The sequence below is a fragment of the Kitasatospora sp. NPDC024654 genome (assembly GCF_055559155.1).
Genome location: NZ_JBVHLF010000037.1, coordinates 22,983 through 46,238 on the forward strand (window position 1 = coordinate 22,983; position 23,256 = coordinate 46,238).

The 23,256-nt window shown below is 73.6% G+C and carries 19 protein-coding genes and 1 pseudogene; 15 read left to right on the forward strand and 5 right to left on the reverse strand.

Annotated features, from left to right (window positions below; translation table 11 throughout):
• The first annotated feature begins 43 nt into the window (after window positions 1-43).
• Window positions 44-3,313, forward strand: a complete 3,270-nt coding sequence (locus ACZ38L_RS21895) for a putative bifunctional diguanylate cyclase/phosphodiesterase (RefSeq protein ID WP_465696066.1) — start codon at window positions 44-46, stop codon at window positions 3,311-3,313.
• Here the strand turns inward: ACZ38L_RS21895 and ACZ38L_RS21900 are convergent.
• Window positions 3,286-4,953, reverse strand: coding sequence for a phospholipase D-like domain-containing protein (locus ACZ38L_RS21900; RefSeq protein WP_465696069.1), 1,668 nt, complete (start codon window positions 4,951-4,953; stop codon window positions 3,286-3,288). The genes ACZ38L_RS21895 and ACZ38L_RS21900 overlap by 28 nt on opposite strands.
• Window positions 4,954-5,266: 313 nt before the next feature.
• Here ACZ38L_RS21900 and ACZ38L_RS21905 point away from each other — a divergent pair, with 313 nt between their 5' ends.
• Window positions 5,267-6,691 (forward strand): hypothetical protein, encoded by a 1,425-nt coding sequence (locus ACZ38L_RS21905; RefSeq protein WP_465696072.1) that lies wholly within the window; start codon window positions 5,267-5,269, stop codon window positions 6,689-6,691.
• On the forward strand, window positions 6,676-7,470 hold the full coding sequence (locus tag ACZ38L_RS21910; protein WP_465696074.1) for a helical backbone metal receptor: 795 nt from the start codon (window positions 6,676-6,678) through the stop codon (window positions 7,468-7,470). The genes ACZ38L_RS21905 and ACZ38L_RS21910 overlap by 16 nt, the downstream gene beginning before the upstream one ends.
• A 62-nt stretch (window positions 7,471-7,532) precedes the next feature.
• Here the strand turns inward: ACZ38L_RS21910 and ACZ38L_RS21915 are convergent, their stop codons facing one another.
• Window positions 7,533-8,402: an EamA family transporter gene (locus ACZ38L_RS21915; protein WP_465696076.1), complete on the reverse strand. Its 870-nt coding sequence runs from the start codon at window positions 8,400-8,402 to the stop codon at window positions 7,533-7,535.
• Window positions 8,403-8,433: 31 nt separating this feature from the next.
• On the opposite strand from ACZ38L_RS21915, the gene ACZ38L_RS21920 reads away from it, so the two are divergent.
• The 3 genes from ACZ38L_RS21920 to ACZ38L_RS21930 all read left to right on the forward strand — a co-directional run bounded on the left by ACZ38L_RS21920 (window position 8,434) and on the right by ACZ38L_RS21930 (window position 12,056).
• Entirely contained in the window at window positions 8,434-9,300 is an 867-nt protein-coding gene (locus ACZ38L_RS21920; RefSeq protein WP_465696078.1) for a MurR/RpiR family transcriptional regulator, read from the forward strand.
• Window positions 9,301-9,467: 167 nt separating this feature from the next.
• Window positions 9,468-10,577: a DUF5954 family protein gene (locus tag ACZ38L_RS21925; protein WP_465696080.1), complete on the forward strand. Its 1,110-nt coding sequence runs from the start codon at window positions 9,468-9,470 to the stop codon at window positions 10,575-10,577.
• Between the two features lie 153 nt (window positions 10,578-10,730).
• Window positions 10,731-12,056 carry a serine hydrolase domain-containing protein gene (locus ACZ38L_RS21930; RefSeq protein ID WP_465696082.1) on the forward strand — a complete coding sequence of 442 codons (1,326 nt, stop codon included), beginning with the start codon at window positions 10,731-10,733 and terminating at the stop codon, window positions 12,054-12,056.
• A gap of 6 nt (window positions 12,057-12,062) precedes the next feature.
• Here ACZ38L_RS21930 and ACZ38L_RS21935 read toward each other — a convergent pair whose 3' ends face one another.
• The 3 genes from ACZ38L_RS21935 to ACZ38L_RS21945 are packed head-to-tail and all read right to left on the reverse strand — an operon-like array spanning window position 12,063 to window position 15,636.
• Window positions 12,063-12,737 (reverse strand): transglycosylase SLT domain-containing protein, encoded by a 675-nt coding sequence (locus ACZ38L_RS21935; protein ID WP_465696084.1) that lies wholly within the window; start codon window positions 12,735-12,737, stop codon window positions 12,063-12,065.
• A 56-nt stretch (window positions 12,738-12,793) separates the two neighbouring features.
• Window positions 12,794-13,972 (reverse strand): multicopper oxidase domain-containing protein, encoded by a 1,179-nt coding sequence (locus ACZ38L_RS21940; protein WP_465696086.1) that lies wholly within the window; start codon window positions 13,970-13,972, stop codon window positions 12,794-12,796.
• Window positions 13,969-15,636: an FAD-dependent oxidoreductase gene (locus tag ACZ38L_RS21945; RefSeq protein WP_465696090.1), complete on the reverse strand. Its 1,668-nt coding sequence runs from the start codon at window positions 15,634-15,636 to the stop codon at window positions 13,969-13,971. The genes ACZ38L_RS21940 and ACZ38L_RS21945 overlap by 4 nt, the downstream gene beginning before the upstream one ends.
• A 283-nt stretch (window positions 15,637-15,919) precedes the next feature.
• Between ACZ38L_RS21945 and ACZ38L_RS21950 the strand changes: the two genes are divergently transcribed.
• The 9 genes and pseudogenes from ACZ38L_RS21950 to ACZ38L_RS21990 form a co-directional block, all read left to right on the forward strand.
• On the forward strand, window positions 15,920-17,017 hold the full coding sequence (locus ACZ38L_RS21950) for a SchA/CurD-like domain-containing protein (RefSeq protein WP_465696092.1): 1,098 nt from the start codon (window positions 15,920-15,922) through the stop codon (window positions 17,015-17,017).
• Window positions 17,018-17,081: 64 nt separating this feature from the next.
• On the forward strand, window positions 17,082-17,516 hold the full coding sequence (locus tag ACZ38L_RS21955; RefSeq protein WP_396562591.1) for a cupin domain-containing protein: 435 nt from the start codon (window positions 17,082-17,084) through the stop codon (window positions 17,514-17,516).
• On the forward strand, window positions 17,513-18,769 hold the full coding sequence (locus ACZ38L_RS21960) for a beta-ketoacyl-[acyl-carrier-protein] synthase family protein (RefSeq protein WP_465696095.1): 1,257 nt from the start codon (window positions 17,513-17,515) through the stop codon (window positions 18,767-18,769). The genes ACZ38L_RS21955 and ACZ38L_RS21960 overlap by 4 nt, the downstream gene beginning before the upstream one ends.
• Before the next feature lie 4 nt (window positions 18,770-18,773).
• Complete coding sequence (locus ACZ38L_RS21965; protein WP_465696097.1) at window positions 18,774-20,018, forward strand: beta-ketoacyl synthase N-terminal-like domain-containing protein; 1,245 nt, start codon at window positions 18,774-18,776, stop codon at window positions 20,016-20,018.
• Between the two features lie 38 nt (window positions 20,019-20,056).
• Window positions 20,057-20,332, forward strand: coding sequence for an acyl carrier protein (locus tag ACZ38L_RS21970; RefSeq protein WP_465696100.1), 276 nt, complete (start codon window positions 20,057-20,059; stop codon window positions 20,330-20,332).
• 1 nt (window position 20,333) lies between these two features.
• The gene (locus tag ACZ38L_RS21975) at window positions 20,334-20,789 is read left to right on the forward strand and encodes an SRPBCC family protein (RefSeq protein WP_465696103.1); all 456 of its coding nucleotides are present in this window, start codon (window positions 20,334-20,336) and stop codon (window positions 20,787-20,789) included.
• A gap of 7 nt (window positions 20,790-20,796) precedes the next feature.
• Window positions 20,797-21,129: a TcmI family type II polyketide cyclase gene (locus tag ACZ38L_RS21980; RefSeq protein WP_465696105.1), complete on the forward strand. Its 333-nt coding sequence runs from the start codon at window positions 20,797-20,799 to the stop codon at window positions 21,127-21,129.
• 46 nt (window positions 21,130-21,175) lie between these two features.
• Entirely contained in the window at window positions 21,176-22,903 is a 1,728-nt protein-coding gene (locus ACZ38L_RS21985) for an acetyl-CoA carboxylase carboxyltransferase subunit alpha (protein WP_465696107.1), read from the forward strand.
• A pseudogene (locus ACZ38L_RS21990) lies at window positions 22,900-23,256 on the forward strand (hypothetical protein); the annotation flags it as partial. The gene ACZ38L_RS21985 and the pseudogene ACZ38L_RS21990, both read left to right, overlap by 4 nt.

Below are 23,256 nucleotides of genomic sequence, written 5' to 3' on the forward strand. Positions count from 1 at the left end.
CCCCTATCGGTGATTCGGTCATGTCGCGGAGGAGGTAGCGCTCTTGACACGCCGACGACAGCAGCTGATGGCCTGCTATCTGCTCTGGATGGTGGTCTTCACCGGCATCTACTACATGTATCCGGAGCAGCGGATCATCTGGTGGACCGGTGTCGGGCTGGGCGGAGTGGCCGCCATCACGGCCGGCGTACGGCTCAACCGGCCCGCACACCCGGCGTCCTGGCTGCTACTCGCGGTGGCGAACCTCAGCTTCACCGGCGGCGAGGTCGTCCAGGTCATCCAGACCCAGTTCCTGCGGCTGCACAACCCCTTTCCGTCGGTCGCGGACGGCTTCTACTTGGCCGAATATCTTCTGTACGCGGTGGGCGTCTGGGGGTTCATCCGCTGGCGCAGTGCGCACCAGGACCGGGCCAGTCTGATCGACGCATTGACCCTGACCGTCGGGCTGGGGCTGCTCGCCTGGATCTACCTGATCCTCCCCTATGTCCACACCCCCGACCTGAGCTGGGTGCAGAAGGCGGTCTCGATCGCATATCCACTCGGCGACATCCTGATCCTGGCCATGTTGCTGCGGTTGCTGGCACCGGCCGGCGGAAAAAGCCGCGCGATGCTGCTGCTCACCGTCGGCACGATCGGCCTGCTGGTCTCGGACGCCCTCTACGGGCTGATCCAACTGCACGGAAACTGGCGGATCGGCTCTCCGGTGGACCTGGGCTGGGCCGCCTTCTACTGCGCCTGGGGCGCCGCCGCGCTGCACCCCTCGATGGTCGAGCTGACCCGGCCGATCCCGACCCAGCAGACCGACATCACGGCCGGGCGGCTGTCCCTGCTCACGCTGGCCTCGCTGATCGCGCCGGGCATCCTGATCCTGGAGGCGGCGCACGGCATCACCAGCCACGCCGCCGTGATCGGGGCGTTCTCCGCAGTGCTCTTCCTGCTGGTGCTCGCCCGGCTGGCCGGCGTGGTGCTGGTGCACCGCCAGGCGCTGGCCCGCGAACGCGCGCTGCGCGAGGCCGGCGCCGCGCTGACCGCGGCGGTCACCGTCGAGGAGGTGGCGGACGCGGTGCAGGCCGTCGCGGCACGGCTGATGCCCCGCGAGGAGGGCCACCAGGCGCTGCTGGCGGTGAGCGAGCACGGCGTGCTGCGCGTCCGGCGGGCCCGGCGGAGTGCGGACCTCTCCCCCGGGCTCGGGGAGTCCGGCCTGCCGCTCACGCCGGCCTCGGCGGCGGAGACCCGGCTGCTGCGCGCCGAGGAGCTCAGCCCCGAGCTCGCCGCCTTCCTGTGCGGGATGCCGACCGCGCTGCTCTGCCCGCTGGCGCTGGACAAGCGACCGTCCGGCGACCCGCTGATCGGCGCGCTGATCGTCACCGGCACCGAGCAGGAACTCACCTCGCGCTGGGACTCGTTGGAGATCGTCGCGGCGCAGTCGGCACTCGCCGTGGAGCGGGTCATGCTCAGCCAGGAGATCACCAGACGCGACAGCGAGGCCTACTTCCGCACGTTGGTGCAGAACGCCTCCGACGTGATCCTGATCCTGACCGCCGAGGACGGCATCCGGTACGCGAGCTCCTCGGCCGAGCGGGTGCTCGGCCGCGCCGACCTGGCCGGCACCCGGTTGGCCGACCTGGTGCCCACCGAGGACACCCGGACGATCGGCGGCGCGCTGGCCCGGATGCGCTCGCGCGACCACTCCAGCGAGCAGCGCGAGCACTGGCGGCTGCTGCGCCACGACGGCACCCTGATCGAGGCCGAGGTCCGCTGCAACGACCTGCGCGACGACCCGACCGTCGGCGCCCTGGTGCTCACCCTCCGGGACGTCACCGAACAGCGGCAGATGGAACGCGAGTTGACCCACCGGGCGTTCCACGACTCGCTGACCGGCCTGGCCAACCGGGTACTCTTCCAGGACCGGGTGGGCCACGCGCTGACCCGCAGCCGGCGCGGCGGCACGGTGACCGGGGTGCTCTTCATCGACCTGGACGACTTCAAGGTGGTCAACGACACCCAGGGACACGCGGTGGGTGACGAGTTGCTGGTGGCGGTCTCACTGCGGCTGTCCACCGCGCTGCGCGCCTCGGACACCGCGGCGCGCCTGGGCGGTGACGAGTTCGCGGTGCTGGTCGAGGACGCGCTGCGGCCGGCCGACGTCGGGGCGATCGCGGACACCGTGCTGGCCGCGCTCAACGAGCCGTTCAAGCTGAGCTCCGGGGCGGTCCGGGTGGCGGCCAGCGTCGGGGTCGCGACCACCGAGGACAGCGAGGACGCGGCCGAACTGCTCACCCACGCCGACCTCGCGCTGTACGCGGCCAAGGCGGCCGGCAAGCGGCAGTGGCGGCGCTACCAGCCGGCACTGCAGGCCGGCCTGATCTCGCGGCACGAGATCAACGAGCGGCTGGACCACGCGCTGGCCCTCGCCGACTCGGCGTTCGAGCTGCGCTACCAGCCGGTGGTCGACCTCGCCACCGGCGACCTGGTGGGGTTCGAGGCGCTGATCCGCTGGCCGCACGACCAGCGCGGCCTGGTACTGCCGGACGAGTTCATCCCGGTGGCCGAGGAGAGCGGGCAGATCGTCCAGCTCGGCGCCTGGGTGCTGGAACGGGCCGCCGCGGACACCGCGGACTGGCAGCGGGCCAGCAGTGCCCGGCGCGGGGCCGACCAGCGGCCGCCGCTGCGGGTGAACGTCAACGTGTCGGCCCGGCAGTTCCGCGACGCCGGCTTCGTCGACGTGGTGCGCGAGACCGTCCGCGACTCCGGGCTGGCGCCGGGCTCGCTGGTCCTGGAGCTGACCGAGAGCGTGCTGATGCGCCGCGACGAGCGGGTGCGCGCGGACATGCGGGCGCTGACCGAGCTCGGGGTCAAGATCGCCATCGACGACTTCGGCACCGGCTACTCCTCGCTGAGCTATCTGCGCGAGTTCCCGATCTCGATCCTGAAGATCGACAAGTCGTTCATCGACGGCCTGGCGCACTCCCCGCAGCAGTACGCGCTGGTCGAGGGGATAGCCCGGATCGCCGACACGCTCGACGTGCAGGTCGTCGCCGAGGGCATCGAGCACGACACGCAGCGCGACCTCCTGGCCGCGATGGGCTGCCCACTGGGCCAGGGCTACCTGTTCGCCCGCCCGCTCTCGGTCGAGCAGGCGGGCACCCTGGTGCGCGGCGACGCCGAGCTGGCCGGCCTGCAGAGCCGGCGCGGCCGGCCCGAGCAGGCCCCGGATCTCGTCAACGCCGTGCCGGCCGGCGCGGGCCGGTCCTCCGCCACGGAGGAACCGGCCCGGTCGGGTGATCAGGACGGACAGATGCCGCGGGTGTAGTCCACGGTCGCGGTGGCCTGGGAGTACTGCCACTCCGGGGTGAGCAGGTGGGCGTCCAGGTCGGCCGCGGCGGTCCGGTCCTCCGTCACGTAGCCGAAGTCCTGCAGCCAGGCCGGGTAGAGGTTCTTGGAGCCGAGGTAGAAGGCGGCGCCGTCAACCGAGACCAACTTGTGGTGCAGCGCGTACGGGTGGCCGTCCGCCCAGGTGTCGCCGGGGGCGGCCCGGAACGAGGCGAGCTGCAGGTTCTGGCACATGGTCGCCTTGGCAGCGGCCGGGTCCTGGCCGGTCACCGCGGCGATCCGGTCCCGCAGCACGTCACTGACCTCGGAGAGCGACTTGATCTGCGAGTAGCCGCCGCTGCCGACCGCGCCGCGGTTGGCCGGGTCGCTGACCACGATCCGCACCTTGACCCCGGCGGCGAGCTTGGCCGCGAGGGTGTCGTAGAGCCGGACGTCGTAGCGGGGCAGCGGCGGGCAGGTGGCGTTGAGGTCCTGCTGGGATATCTCGATGTGGCTGGTTGCGCTGCCCACCAGTGCCCGCAGGGCGCTCTCCTCGGGGTTGACGGTGGCGTAGTCGCGGTCGGCGTTGGTGTGGTCGGGCAGCTTGATCGGGCCGCAGCTGGTGTCCGGCGCGGTGGCCGGGGCCTGCTGGAAGGCGGAGCCGGGGTCGGCGTTCTGGATGCCGACGCCCAGGCCGCCGACGGCGATGACGGGGACGTCGCCGGTGGTGGCGGGGGCCGGGTTGGTGTCCTGTTCCATCGTGGCCAGGCAGCCGGCACCGTTGGAGGAGGCGAACCAGGCGGCCGAGAACACCCCGGTGTGCTGGCAGGTCCAGCCCCACAGGGTGTCCAGGTAGCGGCCGGCGACGCCGGCCGCCGGACCGGTCAGCGCCAGGTCGGCGTCGGTGACCGGGTGGGCGGTGTCGAGGTAGTCGGCCTTCCAGTCGTTGATGCCGCCGGTGATCACGCTCTGGCCGTCCACCACCAGCAACTTGGCGTGGTTCCAGGAGAACGAGGTCTTGGCGGTGGTCATCGAGGCCACGTTGAGCGTGACCGAACCGGCCGCGTCACCCAACTTGCCCACCAGCTCGTCGCGGTAGGAGGTGGGCAGGACGTTGATGTTGTAGATCGGCGCGGCGCCGACCAGGATCCGCACCTGGAGCCGGTGGCCGTTCGCCACCGCGGACTTGAGCCCGGCGACGATGGCGTCCTCGAACGCGCCGTTGGGCAGCGGGGCGAGCGAGGAGATGTCGACCGTGCGGGTCGCGGCGGCGATGTCGGCGGTCATCTTCGCCAGCAGCGCCTGGCTGCCGGGACGGTTGGCGCAGGTCGGGTCGCCCCAGCAGCCCGGGGTCTGCAGCAGCCAGCCGGACGGGTCGTCGGCCGGGGCGTCCAGGGAGTTGCCGGCGGTGCGCTGCCAGACCGTGCCCTCCAGGCCGGGCGAGACCTGACGCAGCGTCTGCTCGACGGCGTCCAGGTGCGGGGTGGCGGAGTTGGCGACCGGAGCGGGGGCCGGCACGGGGGTGGCAGCGAGGGCGGGCGTCGCGGGCAGCACGGCGAGAGCGGCGGTGAGGGCCAGCGCGGATCGTGCGAGACGGCGGGAACGGCGGGTGCTGGGCAGCGGCACGTGACGGTCCTTCACGGAGTCATGGACAAGTGTTCACCAATTCGGCACCGCAAAACTACCCGAAGGTAACCTCACGTCACGTCAGGGCTGCGTTAAGCAGCCGATCGGCGGGGGATCCACCGCCGATCGGCGGGTGCCGCCGGGCAGGCCGGGGCTGTTCGGCGACGTCGCCGCGACCCCGACCCTCCCTTGGCGCGGCCTTGGCCCGACCTTGGCCCGACGCGCACTTGCGCCACCCCCGGGCAATGCAGTAGTACCTCTGCGAAGAACCCTGCCATGCAAGAGAACTGACGATAAGTCAGCTAATTCTGGGATACTAGGAGCGCCGGTGGATCCGATCATCGAAGCCCTCCCCGGCGTCCGCGCGACTCCCGAGGAACTGCTCGGGGAGTTCCGCGAGCGGCTGGCCCGGACCGGCTGGGCGGCCGAGGCACCGGACAGCCTGCTGCTGCCGATGGTCACCTCCGACCGGTCGCTGGCCCGCTTCGAGGCCCTGCTGCGAGCGCTGTTCCGGGCACATCTGAAGGTGCTGCGGGTGGTCCGGGCGGGCGGCGAGGCGACGCCGGTCTCCCAGCGGTACGCCGAACTCGCCGCGCACACCCGGCAGCGCCACCTGGACTGGCCGGTGCTCGGCCCCGACCGCCGCCGGCTGCCGGACGAGTGGCTGCTCTCGGAGTCCGCGGCCGACCTGCTGTACGGCCGTCCCGACGTGGTGATCGCCGGGGACGGCCCCAAGGTGGTGGACACCGGTTTCGACACCGCGGTGGCGGGTTTCGAACGGCCCGACGACCTCTGGACGATCACCGCAGGACTGCTCCGCCTGCCGGCCGGCCTCGGTGGCCGACCGCTGGACGGGCTGCGCGACTACTTCGGCGAACTCCCGGGTGCCGACGGCCGGTCGGCGGGCCACCGGTCGGTGCACTGGGTGCTGCGCGACGACCCGAAGGTGCGCGAGAGGTTCGACGCGCTGACCAGCGCGCTCAATGACAACCCGGACGGTGTGCGGCACTTGGCCCACTACCCCGGCGACCGGGTGCCGCCGCTCCCGCCCGGCGCGCCCGGCTACCTGCACCGGGCCTGCTCGATCCACTCGGTCCAGCAGGACCGCGCGCGGTTCGCCGAGCTGTTCTCGGCACTGGCACCCCGGATGGTCGGCTGCACCGTGCCGCTGGAGCTCTCCCAACTCTCCTCCGGGCTCTACTCGGCCTGGCTGAGCGACCCGGCCGCCCGGCCCGCCGCGCTCACCGCCGGCGAGCGGCAGGCGGTACGGCTACTGCTGCCGTGGAGCCGGCCGGTGGCCCTGCTGGATCCCGCCGACCTCGCCCAACTGCACAGCCATCGAACCGAGTTCGTACTGAAGAGGGCGGACGCCCCGCAGTCCGGCGAACTCCGCTTCGGCCGGCACCACTCGGCCGCCGAGTGGGCCGCCCTGCTGGAGGAGGCCCGGGCCGAACCGGTCGGCGGCTCGGCCGGCCCGCCGCCGACCGTCTGGATCGTCCAACAGCGCGTGCACGCAAGACAGTTCGAGATCACCTCGGCCGCCGGTGGGGGCCCGTCGGGAACGGCGCCGCGCCGAGCCGGGCTCTCCTGCCGCCCGTACCTGATGGGCGGCCGGATCCGCACCATGGAGACCTGGCTGACCCCCGGCGAGCCGGACCCGCCGCGCTCGGCCCACCGCCAGTTCGTCGCCCACTACATCCGCCCCACGCCCACCACCCGTCCGGCCAGGCTGAGCGCATGGACACCCCGGTAGGCCGGCCTTCCGGTGCCGCGAGAGACGACCTGGGCCACCTGCTCCGGCTGGGCCCGGTGCACCGGGTGGTCTCCCTGGTGCCCTCGCTCACCGAGGCGGTGGCCGCCACCGCGCCCGGCCTGCTGCTCGGGGCGACCGACTGGTGCAGCCATCCGGCCGACCTGGCGGTGGTCCGGATCGGCGGCACCAAGAACCCCGACGTCGCCCGGATCATCGGGCTGCGGCCCGACCTGGTGCTCGCCAACGAGGAGGAGAACCGCGCCGCCGACCTGGCGGCCCTGCGCGCGGCCGGGCTGGCGGTCTGGGTGACCGAGGTCCGCTCCCTCGACCAGGCCCTCAGCTCCCTGGACCGCCTGCTCACCGTCGCCTGCGGCCTGCCCCGCCCCGGCTGGCTGGACGCCGCGGCGGCGGCCTGGCGGGCCCTTCCCCGGCCAGCCGTCGCACCCAGTGCGGTCGTTCCGATCTGGCGGCGCCCGTGGATGGTGCTCGGTCGCGACACCTTCGCCGGCGACCTGCTGCACCGCCTGGGGATCCGCCAGCTCTACGCCGACCACGCGGACCGCTACCCGAAGCTTCCGCTCACCGAACTCCGCGCCGCGCGGCCGGACTTGGTGATCCTGCCGGACGAGCCCTACCGCTTCACCCGCACCGACGGCCCGGAGGCCTTCCCCGGCGTCCCGGCCGCCCTGCTCAGCGGCCGCCACCTCACCTGGTACGGCCCGTCCCTGGCCGAGGCCCCCGCGCTGCTGACCGCCCAACTCGCCGCCGCCCGCGCCTGACCGCCCCCGCTCCACTCGCGCGCGCCCCTCGGCCGGACCGCCGAGCCGGCCCCGGACGACCCCTAGCCGTGGGCGAGTTCGAGCACCGCTATGCCGGCCAGCACCACGCCGCTGGCGGCCATCCGCAGCCGGCCGAGCCGCTCGTGGAAGACCAGGGTGCCGATCAGCGCCGCGATCACGATGCTGGTCTCGCGCAGCGCGGCGACGGTGGCGAGCGCGGCCCGCGACTGCGCCCAGACCACCAGCCCGTACGCGACCAGCGAGAGCACGCCCCCGGCGAGACCGCGCCGACAGAGCGGGCGCAGCTCGGCCAGCACCCCGCGCCCGCGCCGGGCCAGCACCAGCAACGGCAGCACCGGGCTCTGCAGCAGGAAGAGCCAGGCCACGTACCCGAGGACGCTGCCGGCCTGCCGAACCCCCGTACCGTCCACCAGGGTGTACGAGGCGATCAGCACGCCGGTACCCAACGCCGCTGTCAATGCCGGCAGTTGGTCACGTCGCGGCAGCCCGTCGGCGAACGCCAGGCCGGCCAGGCCACCGGAGATCACCAGCACCCCGGCCAACTCGCCACCCGGCAGCGGCCGTCCGAGCAGCACGGTGGACAGGATCGCCACCAGCCAGACCGAACTGCCGCGCGCCAGCGGGTACATCTGGCCGAAGTCGCCCAGCCTGTAGGCCTGCAACAGCAGCGCCAGGTAGAGCACCTGCAAGGTCGCCGAGGCGGCCAGGTAGGGCCAGGCCGCCCGGTCCGGCAGCGGCGCCAGGCAGACCAGCACCAGCGCGCAGGCCAGGTACGCCACGTTGAGCAGCGCGAACCCGAGCAGCTTGTCCCGCACGCCGTGCGCCAGCGCGTTCCACGACGCGTGCAACCCCGCCGCGGCCAGCACCGTCACCGACACCAGCACGTCCACCTCCTCGCCCTCACCACGCATCCGGAATTCGATTCCACGGTACTCTATACCTATGGAACAGAATTCCGAAGAGTCGACCGCCGACCGGGCCCACGGCCGGCTGGCCGCCCGGCTGCGGGCCCGGCTGCCCGACCTGCGGGACGCCGAGGCCCGGGTCGCGCAGGTCTTCCTCGACCGCGGCGCCGACCTGGTCGGCCTCAGCGTCAGCGACGTCGCCGCACTGGCGAGCACCGCGCCGTCCACCGTGGTGCGGGCCTGCCAGCGACTCGGCTTCCGCGGCTACCAGGAGGTCAAGATCGCGGCCGCCCGGGAGGCCCCCCAGTCGGCCGTGCCCAGCAGCGGTGACCCGGCCGAGCAAGCCCTCGCCACTACCGTGCGGGCCGCGCGGGAGGCGCTGGACGGGCTGGCCGCCACCGTCGGCGGCGCCCAACTGCGCGCCGCCGCCGAGGCGATCGCCACCGCCGGCCGGGTGCTGGTGATCGGCGAGGGACTGTCCGGCGCGGTGGCGCTGGACGCGGCCTACCGGCTTCGGGCACTCGGCTGCGGGGTGGACGTACCAGCCGACTCGTCCACCGCCCAGTTGGCCGCCGGGACCCTGCCGGCCGGCGCGGCCTGCCTGGCCGTCAGCCACAGCGGCGCCACCCGCACCGTGGTCGACGCCGCGCGCCGGGCCCGGGCGGCCGGCGCCGAGGTCATCGCCCTGACCAGCTACGCCTGTTCACCGCTCACCGAGGCCGCCACCCGGAGCCTGGTCGCCGGCGGCCAGGAGCTGGTGCTCGGCCTGGAGGCGGTGGCCAGCCGGCTGGCCCATCTCGCGGTGCTCGACGCGCTGATGCTGCTGGTGCGCGACCGGCGCGGCCCGACGGCGGAGGCCGCGCTGGCGCTCTCGGCGGAGGTGACGGCCCAGCACACCTACTGACCGGCGGATCGGCGCATCGGAGGGCGCTCGCACCGATCCACGCGCCCCAGCTCTGACCTACCAGGCGCGGGCGTGCACCGGCCTCGACGCCCCTCCGGTCTTCGCCCGCCAGCGGAGTTTCAGCGATCCGGCTGCGCCGAGTGACCACGCGTTGGCATGCTGTGACCATGGCTGAGCACGGCGACTACATTCCCGCGTACCGGACGATCCGGGTCACCGCCCCCGAGGCCCCGGTCGCCGCCCTGGCGGACCTGGAGGCCTGGAAGGCGCGCGAGCCCTACCCCGACCTGCTCTCGGCGGGCGGCCCCGTCTTCGGGGTCGCCGTCGAGCGCGAGGCGGGCGGCTGGGAACTCCGGGCGCACCTCAGCAACCCCGAGCCGCAGGGCGCTCGGGACAGCATGGCGATGTGCCTGCGCAAGCTGGCCCACGAGGCCGAGGAGGCGGGCGACGAGGACGCCCGGGCCGAGTACCAGCAGGCGGCGGAACGGCTCGACTGGGAGACGCTCGACGATCTCACCGTGCGCGGCGTCCGTTACCGGGTGATCCGCGCCGAGCAGTTCATCCGGATGGGGCCGGAGGGTCCCGAGCCGCCGCGCCCGACCGACCCCGACCCGGCGCCGACCGGCCGCTCGCACAGGTTCCCCGACCCCACGGAGGGGTTCGTGGTCGACCCGATCTTCCCCACCGGCATGTCCGAGGGCATCCTGCTGATCGAGCTGCTCGCCCTGGTCCCCCGCCCGGGCTCGGTGCCCGAGGACGTCCGGGCGCACGCCCTGCGCGCCGCCCGGACCCACCCCGGCGGGGTGCTGCTGCCGCCGACCTTCATGATCGCCGAGAACGACGGTCAGGGCTGGCGGCCCGACTCCGCCGGTGTCGCGACCAGCCCGCAGGCCGCCCGCGACCAGCTCTCCTTCAACCTGCGGGTGATGGCCCCGGTGACCCACCGGCTGAACCAGGCCGAGCGCGCCGCCTACACCCGCGCCGCCGACCGGCTCGACAAGCGGCGCGGCAACGACGTGCACCTCCCCGATGACCGACACCTGCGGGTGGCCCGGGTCGAGCGCCTGCTGCGGATCGGCCCCGACGGCCCCGAGGGCCCACGCCCCTGCGACATCGACTCGCAACTCCCGGTCATGGTCCAGGAGGAGCAGCTGCGCGCCGAGGGGAGGTTCCCACCGGACGAGAACACCCCGATCGAACTCGACGCGGACGGCAAGGAGATGTCCCGCCTGCTGGATCTCGAAGAACAACGCCGGGCCCGCCTCTACGGCGACTGACGGCCGGGCCGGACTGCGGCCGGCCGATCTCGCCCGGTCGCCCCGGACGGGCCCGCCACACCGCTGGTGGCGACGCTCGGGGCCGCCGGCCGGGCGCCGAGGGACGCGGGCTAGGGTCGCACCCGATCACCGGTGCGGACGGGGAGGGCCACCATGCTGGACGAGTTGGGCGAGCGCTGTACGGCGGCACTGGCGGAGCACGGCTGCCCGTCGGTCTCGGTGGCGGTGGCCGAGCGGGGTGAGGTGGTGCTCGCCGAGGCGTACGGGGCGGCCGAACTCGCCACCGGGCGGCGGGCCGGCACCGACACCGTCTACCCGCTGGGCTCCGTCACCAAGCCGATCACCGCCGTCGCCGTCTGCGTCGCGGCCGACCAGGGACTGCTCGAGCTGGACGCGCCGGTGCCGGGTGAGTTCGGCCGGTGGCCCGCGCCGACGGTCCGCCAACTGCTCCAGCACCGGGGCGGGTTCGGGCCGTACTACGACTGGGACTACGGCGACGGCGCGCCGCGGATCGACCCGGACCGCTACGCGGTGCTGTTCCGCGAGCCGGGGAGCGGGTTCGAGTACGCCAACCTGGGCTACCGGATCCTCGGCCGGCTGCTGGAGTCCGTCACCGGGCTGGAGTTGGGCGGGTTCGTCCGGGAGCGGGTCCTCGAGCCGCTCGGGCTCACCCACAGCCGGCTCGCCCGGACGTACCCGGGCCCGGCTCCGGCGGCGGTCCGGCACGCGGCCGACGGTCGCGGCTACCCCGACTACGACTGCGGCCACCCCGGTGCCACCCTCGGCTGGGCACCGGCGGGTGAGTTGGCACTCTTCGCGCAGACCTACCACCGGTTGCTGGAGCCGCGGACGGCCGCCGCGATGCGGGCCGCGCTGCCGATCAACGAGCAGGTCGGCTACGGGCTGGGCTGGTGCCTGGCAGCCGGCGCCGGGCAGTTGGTGCAGAGCCACGGCGGTGGCGGCGGTGGGGTGGCCGCCATGACGGTCGCGCTGCCGGAGCGGCGGCTCTCGGTCGCGGTACTCTCCAACTCCACCGACAAGGCGGCCCGCGACGCGATCCTGCGGTACGTGCTCGGCGAGTTGGTGCCCGGCTTCCAGGACGCGTGGATCAACCCGATGACTCCGCGGCCGACCCGCCCGATGGAGCTGCCGGCGGGCGACTGGAGCGGCCGGATCTGCACCCCGGACGGTGAACTCCCGGTCGAGCTGAGGACTCTGACGGATGGTCGGATCGAGGTGGGAGTAGCCGGGGAGCAGGCCGGCGCCGCCGCGGTCAGTACGGACGCCTGGGACCTGCTGGCGAGCCTGCCGCTGCAACTACCCACCGCCGATGCCCGGGTCAACAGCCCCCAGCTGATGCTGGGCCTGCGCCGTGAGGCGGGCCACCTGGTCGGCATGGCCTGCGCCAACAAGGACGGCGAGGGCGACGGACGGCTCGGCAACTTCCTCAGCCACCGCTGCGAACTCCGGCCGCGCTGAGGGGGGTCACCCCGCCAGGGCCGCCGCGGCCTTGGTCCAGTTGCCGTGCAGCTGGTTCAGGTAGGACTGGGCGGCCGGGCCGAGCGAGGTGCCACGGGCGAAGGCGAGCATGTTGCCGGCGCCGGTGTTGTAGCCGAGGGCGAGCAGGTCGTCCCTGGTGTAGCCGGCGGACCAGTGGGCGGGCAGCTGGGCACCCAGGTCGTGCAGGTACCAGGCGGCGGCCTCGATCGCGAGGTCGGGGTCGCCGGGCAGCTCGTCCCAGTCGCGGTCGGCGAAGTCGCGGCCCCGCTTGGTGTCGTCGAAGGCCGCCCTGTGCATGTTGGCGATGCCGAAGGCGGCGTCCGGTTTGAGCTGCTGCCAGGCCCGTTCGAAGGCGGGATCGTGCGGTTTGTAGGACTCGTTGTAGAGGATCGCCATCAGCAGCTGCGGGTCGATCCCGGCCGCGGCGGCCCGGGTCCGCACCTGGGTGGCGAAGTGCGCGGGGTCGTAGGCGTCCGAGGCGGACGGACTCGGGGTGTCGTCCGCTCCCCCGGCCGACGCCGCCCCGCTGGCCGTGGCCCGCGGCGGACTGGCCGCCGGGCCGGCCGGGCCCAGGTGCCCACCGCCGCGGGCGGCGAGCCAGACCGCCAGCCCCGCGGCCACCACCGCCAGCGCCCACCGAGAGCCTCCCCGTCCGCTCACTGTGCCTCCCCTCGACTCCGTGGTCCCCATCGTGCCGCACCGCCCACCATCGGCCGCTACCCGGTCGCTTCCCGCACCTGGTAGCGGGTGGCCATGCCGCCGAGCATGTGCGCGTCCACGTGGCAGTGGAACTGCCAGATGCCGGGGTTGTCCGGCCGCATGTCGGCGGTGATCATGCTGGCCGGGAGCACGGTGACCACGTCCGTGCGCCGCCCGGCGACAGTGACCGTGTTGCCGTGCCAGTGCGGCGTGTGCTGGTCACCCACACCGCCGAAGCCGAAGACGTGCCAGCGCGCCAGCCGCCCCTGGACGAGCCGGAGACCGGGCTCGGTGGCGGTGGTGCCGTGCGGCCCGTTGCCGAACAGGTAGCCGTTGATCGAGGCCTTCCGGCAGCTCAGCCGGAACGCCGGGTCGCCGGTGTCGACGGTCTGCCCGGGCGCGTACCGGGCGAGGTTCTGCTCGAAGTACGGGCTGCCGGTCTCGTCGAACTCGGTGAACAGGGCGAAGAGCTCCTGGTCCACGTCGGCCGGCCGGGCGTCGGGGGTGGCGTCGGCCCGGCGGGTCACCACCAGGGCGCCCACCAGCCCGGCCTCGGTGCGCGGCACGCCCATCGTCACGCTGTGGTCGTGGTAGAGCCAGGCGATCGAGGACGGGTCGTTCGGCCCGGGGCCGGCCCGCTCGGGGACCTCCCAGGTGTACGTGAAGGTGTCGCCGGGCGCGACCATGCCACCGGTCGGGCCGCTGGGCGTCGTGCCGTCCGAGCCCATCGTCCCCTCGTTGGCCTTGGTGTAGAAGACCCCGTGCGGGTGGATCGAGGCCGGGAACGGGGTGTTGTTGCGGAACACCACCCGGACGGTGTCGCCCACCGCGGCCCGCAGCACCGGTCCGAGCAGTCCCAGGTGGGTCTCCTCGGCGGCCGGGCGGACCGGGGTGCCGAACGAATCGTCGGTGTACTGCCGGTACCGCGACTTCTGGTAGACCGCACCGAGCCGGCCCGGCCCGGGGACCGTGAAGTCGCGCTCGTCACCGGCGAACGGCGCACCGGTGATCAGGTTGCCGCCCTGCGGGGCGTAGTTCCAGGTCACCTGGTCGGCGGCGAGGTAGTAGGTCCGAACGGTGGAACGGGATCGCCGCTCCACCGCGGCGGCCGGCACCGCCGCGATCCCGCCCACCGCCACGGCGGTCAGCAGCGCCGAGCTCCGCCACAGCAGCTCCCGCCTGGACGGTCCGGTCATTGCGCCCACCGCAGGACGGCACGCAGCACGCGGTCGAGTTCCGCCTCCGGGTCGGCCACCGGCCCGGTCGAGCGCCAGGCCACGAACCCGTCCGGGCGGACCAGCACCGCGCCACCGCTCGACACGCCGAAGGAGGCCGCCCAGTCGCCGCCGGGCTCCGGCACCAGCTCGCACTCCGGCTCGTCGCCGATCCGGTAGCTCACCAGCGGGACGGCCAGCCGGTCGGCGAGCCGCCCGGCCGCGCCGTGCCAGTCCACTGGACCGGGACCGCTGAGCAGCACCGGCGAGGCCTCGAAGAGGTCCAGCGTGGAGAGCCGTGTGGCGGCCCGGGTGGCAACGCCCCCGCCCGTCGCACCGGCCGCTCGGCGCAGCCAGACGTGCGGCGCCCGGGTGCCGGCGGCGCCGCTCGGCTCGAACCGCTCGGGCACCGCCGGCAGCGCCGGGTCCGCGCCCACCACGGCGCCGACCGGGTAGCGGTAACCCAGCGCGACCGCCAGCACGTTGCCCTGCCGCCCGGTCCCGGGCACCGCGCCGTAGCCGGGGTGCTGGTGCTCGGCCGACCGCTCGGTGGCCCGCTCGCTGGTCGCCCGCGCCACCGCCCGGCGCTCCTCGCCGTAGGTGTCCAGCAGGCCGGGGCCGGCCCAGCCGCGCAGCACCGCGGCCAGCTTCCAGGCCAGGTTGTGCGCGTCCTGGATGCCGGTGTTGGAACCGAACGCACCGGTCGGGGACATCTCGTGGGCCGAGTCCCCGGCCAGGAAGATCCGCCCGACCGAGTACTGCTCGGCCACCCGCTCGGCCGCGTGCCAGGGCGCCTTGCCGGTGATCTCGACGTCGAGGTCCGGTACCCCGACGGCGGCCCGGATGTGCGCGACGCACCGCCGGTCGGTGAAGTCGTCCAGGGTTTCGCCCAGTTCGGGATGCCAGGGCGCGTGGAACACCCAGTGCTCCTCGTTGTCCACCGGCAGCAGCGCACCGGCTCCCTGACTGTTCGTCAGGTAGCAGACGATGAACCGGCGATCACCCACCACCTCGGCAAGTCCCTTGGCTCGGAAGGTGATGCTGACGTTGTGGAACAGGTCGCCGGGGCCGGTCTGCCGGATGCCCAGCTTCTCCCGCACCGGGCTGCGCGGGCCGTCCGCGGCGACCAGGTAGTCGGCGCGCACCACCCACTGCTCTCCGGTGGCGCGGTCGCGCAGGGTGGCGATCACCTCTCGCTCGTCCTGCTCGAAGTAGACCAGCTCGGTGCCGAAGCGCAGGTCGCCGCCCAGCTCGCGGGCCCGTTCCAGCAGGACCGGCTCCAGGTCGTTCTGGCTGCAGAGGCACCAGCCGGAGGGGCTGAACCTGGCCAGCGCCCCGCCGGGGTCGATCTGCCGGAACAGCCACTCGTGCTCCGGGCCGGCCAGCGTGTCGGCCTGCAGGATGCCGTGGTTGTCGGCGAGCACCGACGCCGCCGCCCGGATCCGCTGCTCCAGCCCGGCGACCCGGAACAGCTCCATGGTCCGCAGGTTGTTGCCGCGTCCGCGCGGGTGGTGCGAGGTGCCCGGATGCTTCTCGACCAGCAGGTGCCCGACACCCAATCGGCCCAGGAAGACCGAGGTGGACAGCCCGACCAGCGAGCCACCCACGACGAGGACCGGTACCCGGCCATCGACCTGCGAGTTCATCAGTTGCTCCCGTCTGTACGACGTGTTCTGTACGACGCGTCTGGACGTGCCCGGTACCCCGGCCGGTGCGGACACCGGCCGAAGCACCCCGCCCCAGCCTCCGATCACCCGGGCTCGCGCGCTCGGCCAGCGGTCCGATCCGGATGGTTTTCGCCCGGATGGCTTCCCGCTCTCGCGGCATTCCTGGCGGAGGACCACGATCGACTTCATGGCCTTCAGCGCTGCGCTGTAGCTCCCAGCGAGCCGTCACCCGGACGGCAGACGCCCTTCCAGAGGAGTAGGTATGACGACCGTGTCCGCATCGACCGCGGCCACCCTGCGAGGCACCTCACCCACCGCCGCCCGGCTCCGGGTGGTGCTGATGCTCAACGTTCGCGACGGCGCCCAGGAACGCTTCCTCGACGTCTACGAGGAGCTGCGCCACCAGGTGGCCTCGGTACCCGGACATGTGAGCGACCAGCTCTGCCAGTCGATCGAGGACCCCTCCCAGTGGCTGATCACCAGCGAGTGGGACAACGCCCAGCAGTTCCTCGACTGGGTGGACAGCGAGAGCCATCGCGCGGTGGTGAAGCCGATGCACAGCTGCGTCGAGCAGACCCGCTCGCTGCGCTACACCATCCTCCGGGAGACCAGTGGCACCCAGCTGGTCGACGGCCCGGCCCCGGTGCTGGACGGCATCGTCCGGCACGCCATCACCTTCACCGTCCGGCCCGGCAGCGAGCAGAAGGTCGCCGAGCTGCTGTCCGGCTACGACTCCCCGCGGGCCCGGGTGGACGACCGCACCCGGCTGCTGCGCACCTCGCTCTTCCTGCACGGCAACCGCGTGGTGCGGGCCGTGGAGGTGGCCGGCGACCTCGGGGCGGCGCTACGGCACGTGGCGATGCAGCCCGAGGTGCGGGCGGTGGAGGAGGCGATCAACCCGTTCCTGGAGGAGGATCGCGACCTCTCCGACCCGGAGTCGGCCCGCTCGTTCTTCGTCCGGGCGGCGCTGCCGCTGGTCCAGCACGTGGCGGCGCCGGGCACGCCGGGCCGGGTCGGCCGGTACGCGCTGCACTACCCGGTGCGGCCCGGCCGCGGCGCCGAGCTGGCCGCCCTGCTCGCCGAGCAGGACCGGATGGCGCTGGAGCCGGGCGGCGCCCTGGTGGCGAGCAGCCTGTTCCACCGCGACGACGTCGTGGTCCGGATGGTCGACCTGCGCACCGAGCCGACGGCGGCGCCCGCCGCGGCCGTCGGACTGGCCGACCTCGGCGCCGCGGGCCGGCTGGCCGCCCTGCTCGACCCCACCGAGCCGTACGAACTCCATACCGAGCCGGGGCTGTGCGAGCTGCTGCGCCAGTGCGCGACGACCCTGCTCACCGATCGCCGCGCCGCCGGCGCCTGAGCCGTCCACGGCCTGGCCCGACCCACTCGGGCCCTCCCTGCGAAGCCACTTGGAGAGGAAAACCATGACCACGCAGACCCCACGCATCATGCATGTCGACGAGGCGGCGCCCAACCGCCGCCGCGGTGGCGACCTGCGCGCCATGCTCACCCCCACCGCCGTGGGTTCCACCAGCGGTTTCATGGGACTGGCGATCATGCAGCCGGGCGAGCGGATCAGCGAGCACTACCACCCGTACTCCGAGGAGTTCGTGTACGTGGTCTGCGGCGAGCTGGAGGTCGACCTGGACGGCGTCACGCACGAGCTGCGCGCCGACCACGGGCTGATGATCCCGATCGACATGCGCCACCGGTTCCGCAACGTCGGCGACACCGAGGCCCGGATGGTCTTCCACCTCGGCCCGCTGGCCCCCCGGCCCGACCTCGGCCACGTGGACACCGAGGAGACCCCGGGCACCGGCCCGCATGTCCAGGTCGGGGCGTCCGGCGGGGCGTCATGACCCGCCGGGCGGCGGTCACCGGGGTCGGCGTGGTGGCCCCCGGCGGCATCGGCGCCCCGCAGTTCTGGGACACCCTCACCGCCGGGCGCACCGCGACCCGCGGCATCACCTTCTTCGACCCGACCGGGTTCCGCTCCCGGATAGCCGCCGAGTGCGACTTCGACCCGGGGGCCTGCGGCCTGACCCCCGAGCAGATCGCCCGCTCCGACCGCTACGTCCAGTTCGCCCTGGTCGCCGCCGCCGAGGCGGTGCGCGACGCCGGGCTGGAGCTGGCCCGCGAGGACCCCTGGCGGCTCGGCGTCTCGCTGGGCACCGCGGTCGGCGGCACCACCCGGCTGGAGCACGACTACGTCGCGGTCAGCAGCCGCGGCGACCGCTGGGACGTCGACCACCGGGAGGCCGAGCCGCACCTGCACCGGGCCTTCTCGCCCAGCACGCTGGCCTCCGCGGTGGCCGAACAGGCTGGCGCCGGCGGTCCGGTGCAGACCGTCTCGACCGGCTGCACCTCCGGGCTGGACGCCGTCGGCTACGCGCTGCACGCGATCGAGGACGGCCGGGCCGACGTCTGCCTGGCCGGCGCCTCGGACTCGCCGATCTCCCCGATCACGGTGGCCTGCTTCGACGCGATCAAGGCCACCTCCTCGCGGAACGACGATCCCACCCACGCCTCACGGCCGTTCGACGCCAGCCGGGACGGCTTCGTGCTCGGCGAGGGCGGCGCCGTCCTGGTGCTGGAGGAGCTGGAGCACGCCCGACGCCGTGGCGCCCGGATCTACTGCGAACTCGGCGGCTTCGCCACCTTCGGCAACGCGTACCACATGACCGGCCTGACCCAGGAGGGCCGGGAGATGTCGGAGGCGATCGACCGGGCGCTCGCCCACGCGGGCGTCGCCAGCTCCGACATCGACTACGTCAACGCGCACGGCTCGGGTACCAAGCAGAACGACCGGCACGAGACCGCCGCCGTGAAGCGCTCGCTCGGTGCGCACGCCTTCCGCACCCCGATGAGCTCGATCAAGTCGATGGTCGGCCACTCGCTCGGCGCGATCGGCGCGATAGAGCTGGTGGCGTGCACCCTGGCGCTGGCCAGCGGCGTGGTGCCGCCGACCGCCAACTACGAGACGCCCGACCCGGAGTGCGACCTCGACTACGTGCCGGGGACGGCGCGCGAGCTGCCCCTGCGACACGTGCTGTCGGTCGGCAGCGGCTTCGGCGGCTTCCAGTCCGCCGTGGTGCTCAGCCGAAAGGAGTGAAGGCATGACAGGCCTACAGGCCGGCCGCCGCGCGGTGGTCACCGGAATCGGCGTCATCGCGCCGAACGGAGTGGGCGCCGACGACTTCTGGAAGGCCGTCCGCGAGGGCGTCAGCGTCCTCGCGCCGGTCTCCCGGGACGGCTGCACCCAACTTCCGCTGCGGATCGCCGGTGAGGTGCACGGCTTCGACGCCGAGGCCGCGGTGGAGGGCCGCTACCTGGTGCAGACCGACCGGTTCACGCACTACGCGATGGCGGCGGCCGACCTGGCGGTCAAGGACGCCCGGTTCCGGATCGGCGAGGGCTCGCCGTTCAACGTCGGAGTGGTCACCGCGGCCGGCTCCGGCGGCGGCGAGTTCGGCCAGCGCGAGCTGCAGAACCTCTGGGGCCAGGGCCCGCAGTACGTCGGCCCGTACCAGTCGATCGCCTGGTTCTACGCCGCCAGCACCGGCCAGATCTCGATCCGCGGCGGGTTCAAGGGCCCGTGCGCGGTGGTGGCCAGCGACGAGGCCGGCGGACTGGACGCGCTCGCGCACGCCGCCCGGGCGATCCGCCGCGGTACCGACACCGTCGTGGTCGGCGCCGCCGAGGCGCCGTTGGCCCCCTACTCGATGGTCTGCCAGCTCGGCTACCGCGAACTCAGCCTGTCCGACGACCCGTTGCGGGCCTACCAGCCGTTCGGCGCGAGCGCCTGCGGCTTCGTGCCGGCCGAGGGCGGCGCGATGTTCGTGCTGGAGGACGAGCGCTCGGCCCGGGCCCGCGGCGCCCGGGTCCGGGCCGAACTGGCCGGGCACGGCGCCACCTTCACCGGTGCCTCGCGCTGGGAGGAGTCCCGGCACGGGCTGGCCCGGGCCATCCGCACCGCGCTCGACCAGGCCAGGTGCGCCCCCGACGAGGTCGACGTGGTCTTCGCCGACGCGCTCGGGGTGCCGGAGGCGGACCACGCAGAGGCCCTCGCGCTCGCCGACGCGCTCGGCGAGCACGCCGGCCGGGTCCCGGTCACCGCGCCCAAGGCGGGCTTCGGCCGGGCCTACTGCGGCGCGCCGGTGCTCGACGCCGCGGCTGCCGTGTTCGCCCTGGAACAGGGCGTGGTGCCGCCCACCCCCAACATCACCGACCTGTGCCACGGCATCGACCTGGTGTGCGACTTCGCGCGATCCGCGCAGCTGCGCACCGCCCTGGTGCTCAGCCGGGGCCTGATGGGCTCCAACGCGGCGATGCTGCTGCGCCGCCCGGACGGCCTCGACTGACGAAACATCAACTCGCCCCATCAGCAAGGAGAAGCGCGATGAATCCCCCTCTCACCTACGACGAGCTGGCCACCCTGATCGCCACCCGGGCCGGGATCAAGGTCACCCCGCCGGACCTCGAACACCCCAACGCGACCTTCGACGGCTTCGGCGTGGACTCGCTCGCACTGCTCGGCATCGTGGGCGAGTTGGAGAACCGCTGGGGCACCCCGATCACCAGCGGCGCGGAGAGCTCCGCGACCCCGCACGCCTTCCTCGCGGCGGTCAACACCACCACGCAGGACCTCAACACCACCGCGCAGAACGGAGTCTGAAATGGCCGGTCACACCGACAACACCATCGTCATCGCCGCCCCCGTCGACCTGGTCTGGGACGTCACCAACGACCTGGAGAACTGGCCGCAGCTGTTCAGTGAGTACGCCCAGGTCGAGATCCTGGACCGGGACGGCCCGCGCACCACCTTCCGGCTCACCATGCACCCCGACGAGAACGGCCAGGTCTGGAGCTGGGTCTCCGAGCGCACCACCGACCGGCACGCGCTCGCCGTCCGAGCCCGCCGGGTCGAACCCGGTCCGTTCGAGTTCATGGACATCCGCTGGGAGTACGCCGAGGTGCTGGACGGCACCCGGATGCGCTGGATCCAGGACTTCGCCATGAAGCCCACCGCCCCGGTCGACGACGAGGGCATGACCAACCACATCAACCGCAACTCCCGGATCCAGATGGAACTCATCCGGGACAAGGTCGAGAAGAAGCACGGGAAGGGCTGACCGGACGATGCACCGCGCACTGATCGTGGCCCGGATGAACCCGGGTTCGGCTCCCGACATCGCCGACATCTTCTCCGACTCCGACCGTGGTGAGCTGCCGCGGCTGATCGGCGTCACCGGTCGGAGCCTGTTCCAGTTCGGCGACGTCTACCTGCACCTGATCGAGTCGGAGCGGCCGCCCGGTCCGGCCGTGGCCCAGCACGTCGAGCACCCGGAGTTCCGGGACGTCAGCCGGCGGCTGGAGGCCCACGTTCGGGCCTACGACCCCGCCACCTGGCGGGAGCCGAAGGACGCGATGGCCCGCGAGTTCTACCGCTGGGAGCGCACCGGCTCCTCCTGAGCCGCCGCCGTGGCGCAGTGGTCCGGGCGAAGCTGGAGGAGACACCATGGTCGGGACCGATGACCGATCGACCGCCGACGTACCCGACTGGGTGCGCTGCGAACGCTGCGCCGTACTGATCTACGGCAAGCGCTTCCTGCGGAACCTGCGGGTCTGCCCGGACTGCGGCTGGCACTCCCGGCTGACCGCCCGCCAGCGACTGGCGCTGTTGCTCGACCCCGGCTCGGCGACGCCGATCCGGCACGTCGAGCCGATGACCGACCCGCTGGAGTTCGTCGACAGCCGGCCCTACACCGACCGGCTGCTCGACGCCCGGGCCAGCACCGGCCTGCGCGAGGCGGTGCTCTGCGTGACCGGCCGGATCGAGGAGCAGCCGGCCGTGGTGGCCGCGATGGACTTCGAGTTCCTGGGCGGCAGCCTGGGCTGCGGGGTCGGCGCGCAGATCACCGAGGCCGCGCGGACCAGCCTGCGGCTGCGGCTGCCGCTGGTGCTGGTCACCGCCTCCGGCGGCGCCCGGATGCAGGAGGGGGTGCTCTCCCTGATGCAGATGGCGAAGACCGCGCAGGCGATCTCCGAGCTGGACGAGGCGGGCATCCTGGTGGTCTCGCTGATCACCGACCCGACCTACGGCGGTGTGGCGGCCTCCTTCGCCACCCTGGCCGACGTGATCATCGCCGAGCCCGGCGCCCGGATGGGCTTCGCCGGGCCGCGGGTGATCGAGCAGACCATCCGCGAGACCCTCCCCGAGGGCTTCCAGACCGCCGAGTTCCTGCTCGCACACGGCATGGTGGACGACGTGGTGGCGCGCCCGGCGCTGCGCGGCACGCTGGGCCGGCTGCTGAGCCTGTGCGGCCCGCGGGACCGGGCCGATGGCGCCGCCCCCGCCGACCTTCCGGACACCGCCGGCCCGACCGGCGACGAGATCCTGCGCCACCTGGAGGACGTGACCGAGCAGGACTCCTGGGAGGCGGTCCAGCTCGCCCGGCACCCGGACCGGCCCACCACCCTGGACTACGTCGGCCACCTGCTGGACGACTTCCACGAACTGCACGGCGACCGGCTGGCCGACGACTGCGCGGCGATCGTCGGCGGCCCCGGGCGACTCGACGGCCGCCCGGTGATGCTGATCGGCCATCACAAGGGCGGCCCCGACCTGGCCGAACGCCGTCGCCGCAAGTTCGGCATGCCCGAGCCGGCCGGCTACCGCAAGGCGGCCCGGCTGATGCGGATGGCCGCCAAGCTCGGCCTGCCGCTGGTCACCCTGATCGACACGCCCGGCGCCAACCCCGGCCCGGCGGCCGAGCGCGGCGGCCAGGCCGTCGCCATCGCGGAGAACCTGCGGCTGATGTCCCGGCTGCCGGTGCCGATCGTCTCCGTGGTGATCGGCGAGGGCGGCAGCGGTGGCGCGCTCGCCCTGGCCGTCGCGGACCGGGTGCTGGTCAGCGCGAACGGCGTCTACTCGGTGATCAGCCCGGAGGGCTGCGCGGCCATCCTGTGGAAGGACGCCGAGGCCGGCCCCGCCGCCGCCAGCGCGCTGCGGCTGCACGCCCGGGAACTGCTCAGGCTGGGCATCGTCGACGGTGTGGTGCCCGAGCCCCCGGACGGCGCGCACCAGGACCACGCGGGCGCCGCCGGCATGCTCGGCGCCGCGCTGGCCGCCGCCTTCGACGAGTTGACCCCCTGGGAGCCCGAGCGGCTCCTCCAGGAACGCAGGAACCGGTTCCACCGCTTCGGCATCGAGGCGGGGACGTCGTCCGGGAGAGGTGCACCATGACGCTGAACAACACCGAGAAGAAGACCAACGACAAGCAGGTCCCAGCACGGCACAGCCGCCGGTTCGTGATCGCCGCCGGTCCGGTGCCGACCGGCCAGGCGGACCTGGAGTCGGTCTGCCGCAGCGTCACCGAACTGGCCCGGTCGACCCCCACCCCGCCCAGCCGGATCCGGCTGCAGCACGGCTCGACCACGGTGGAGGTGATGTGGGCCGAGCCGGCCGCGACGGCCCCACCGGCGGGGGGGGGGGGGGGGGGGGGGGGGGGGGGCGTGGGGGGGGGGGGGGAGGGGGGGGGGGGGGGGGAGGTGGGGGGGGGGGGGGGGGGGGGGGGGGGGAAGGGCAAGCGGGGGGAA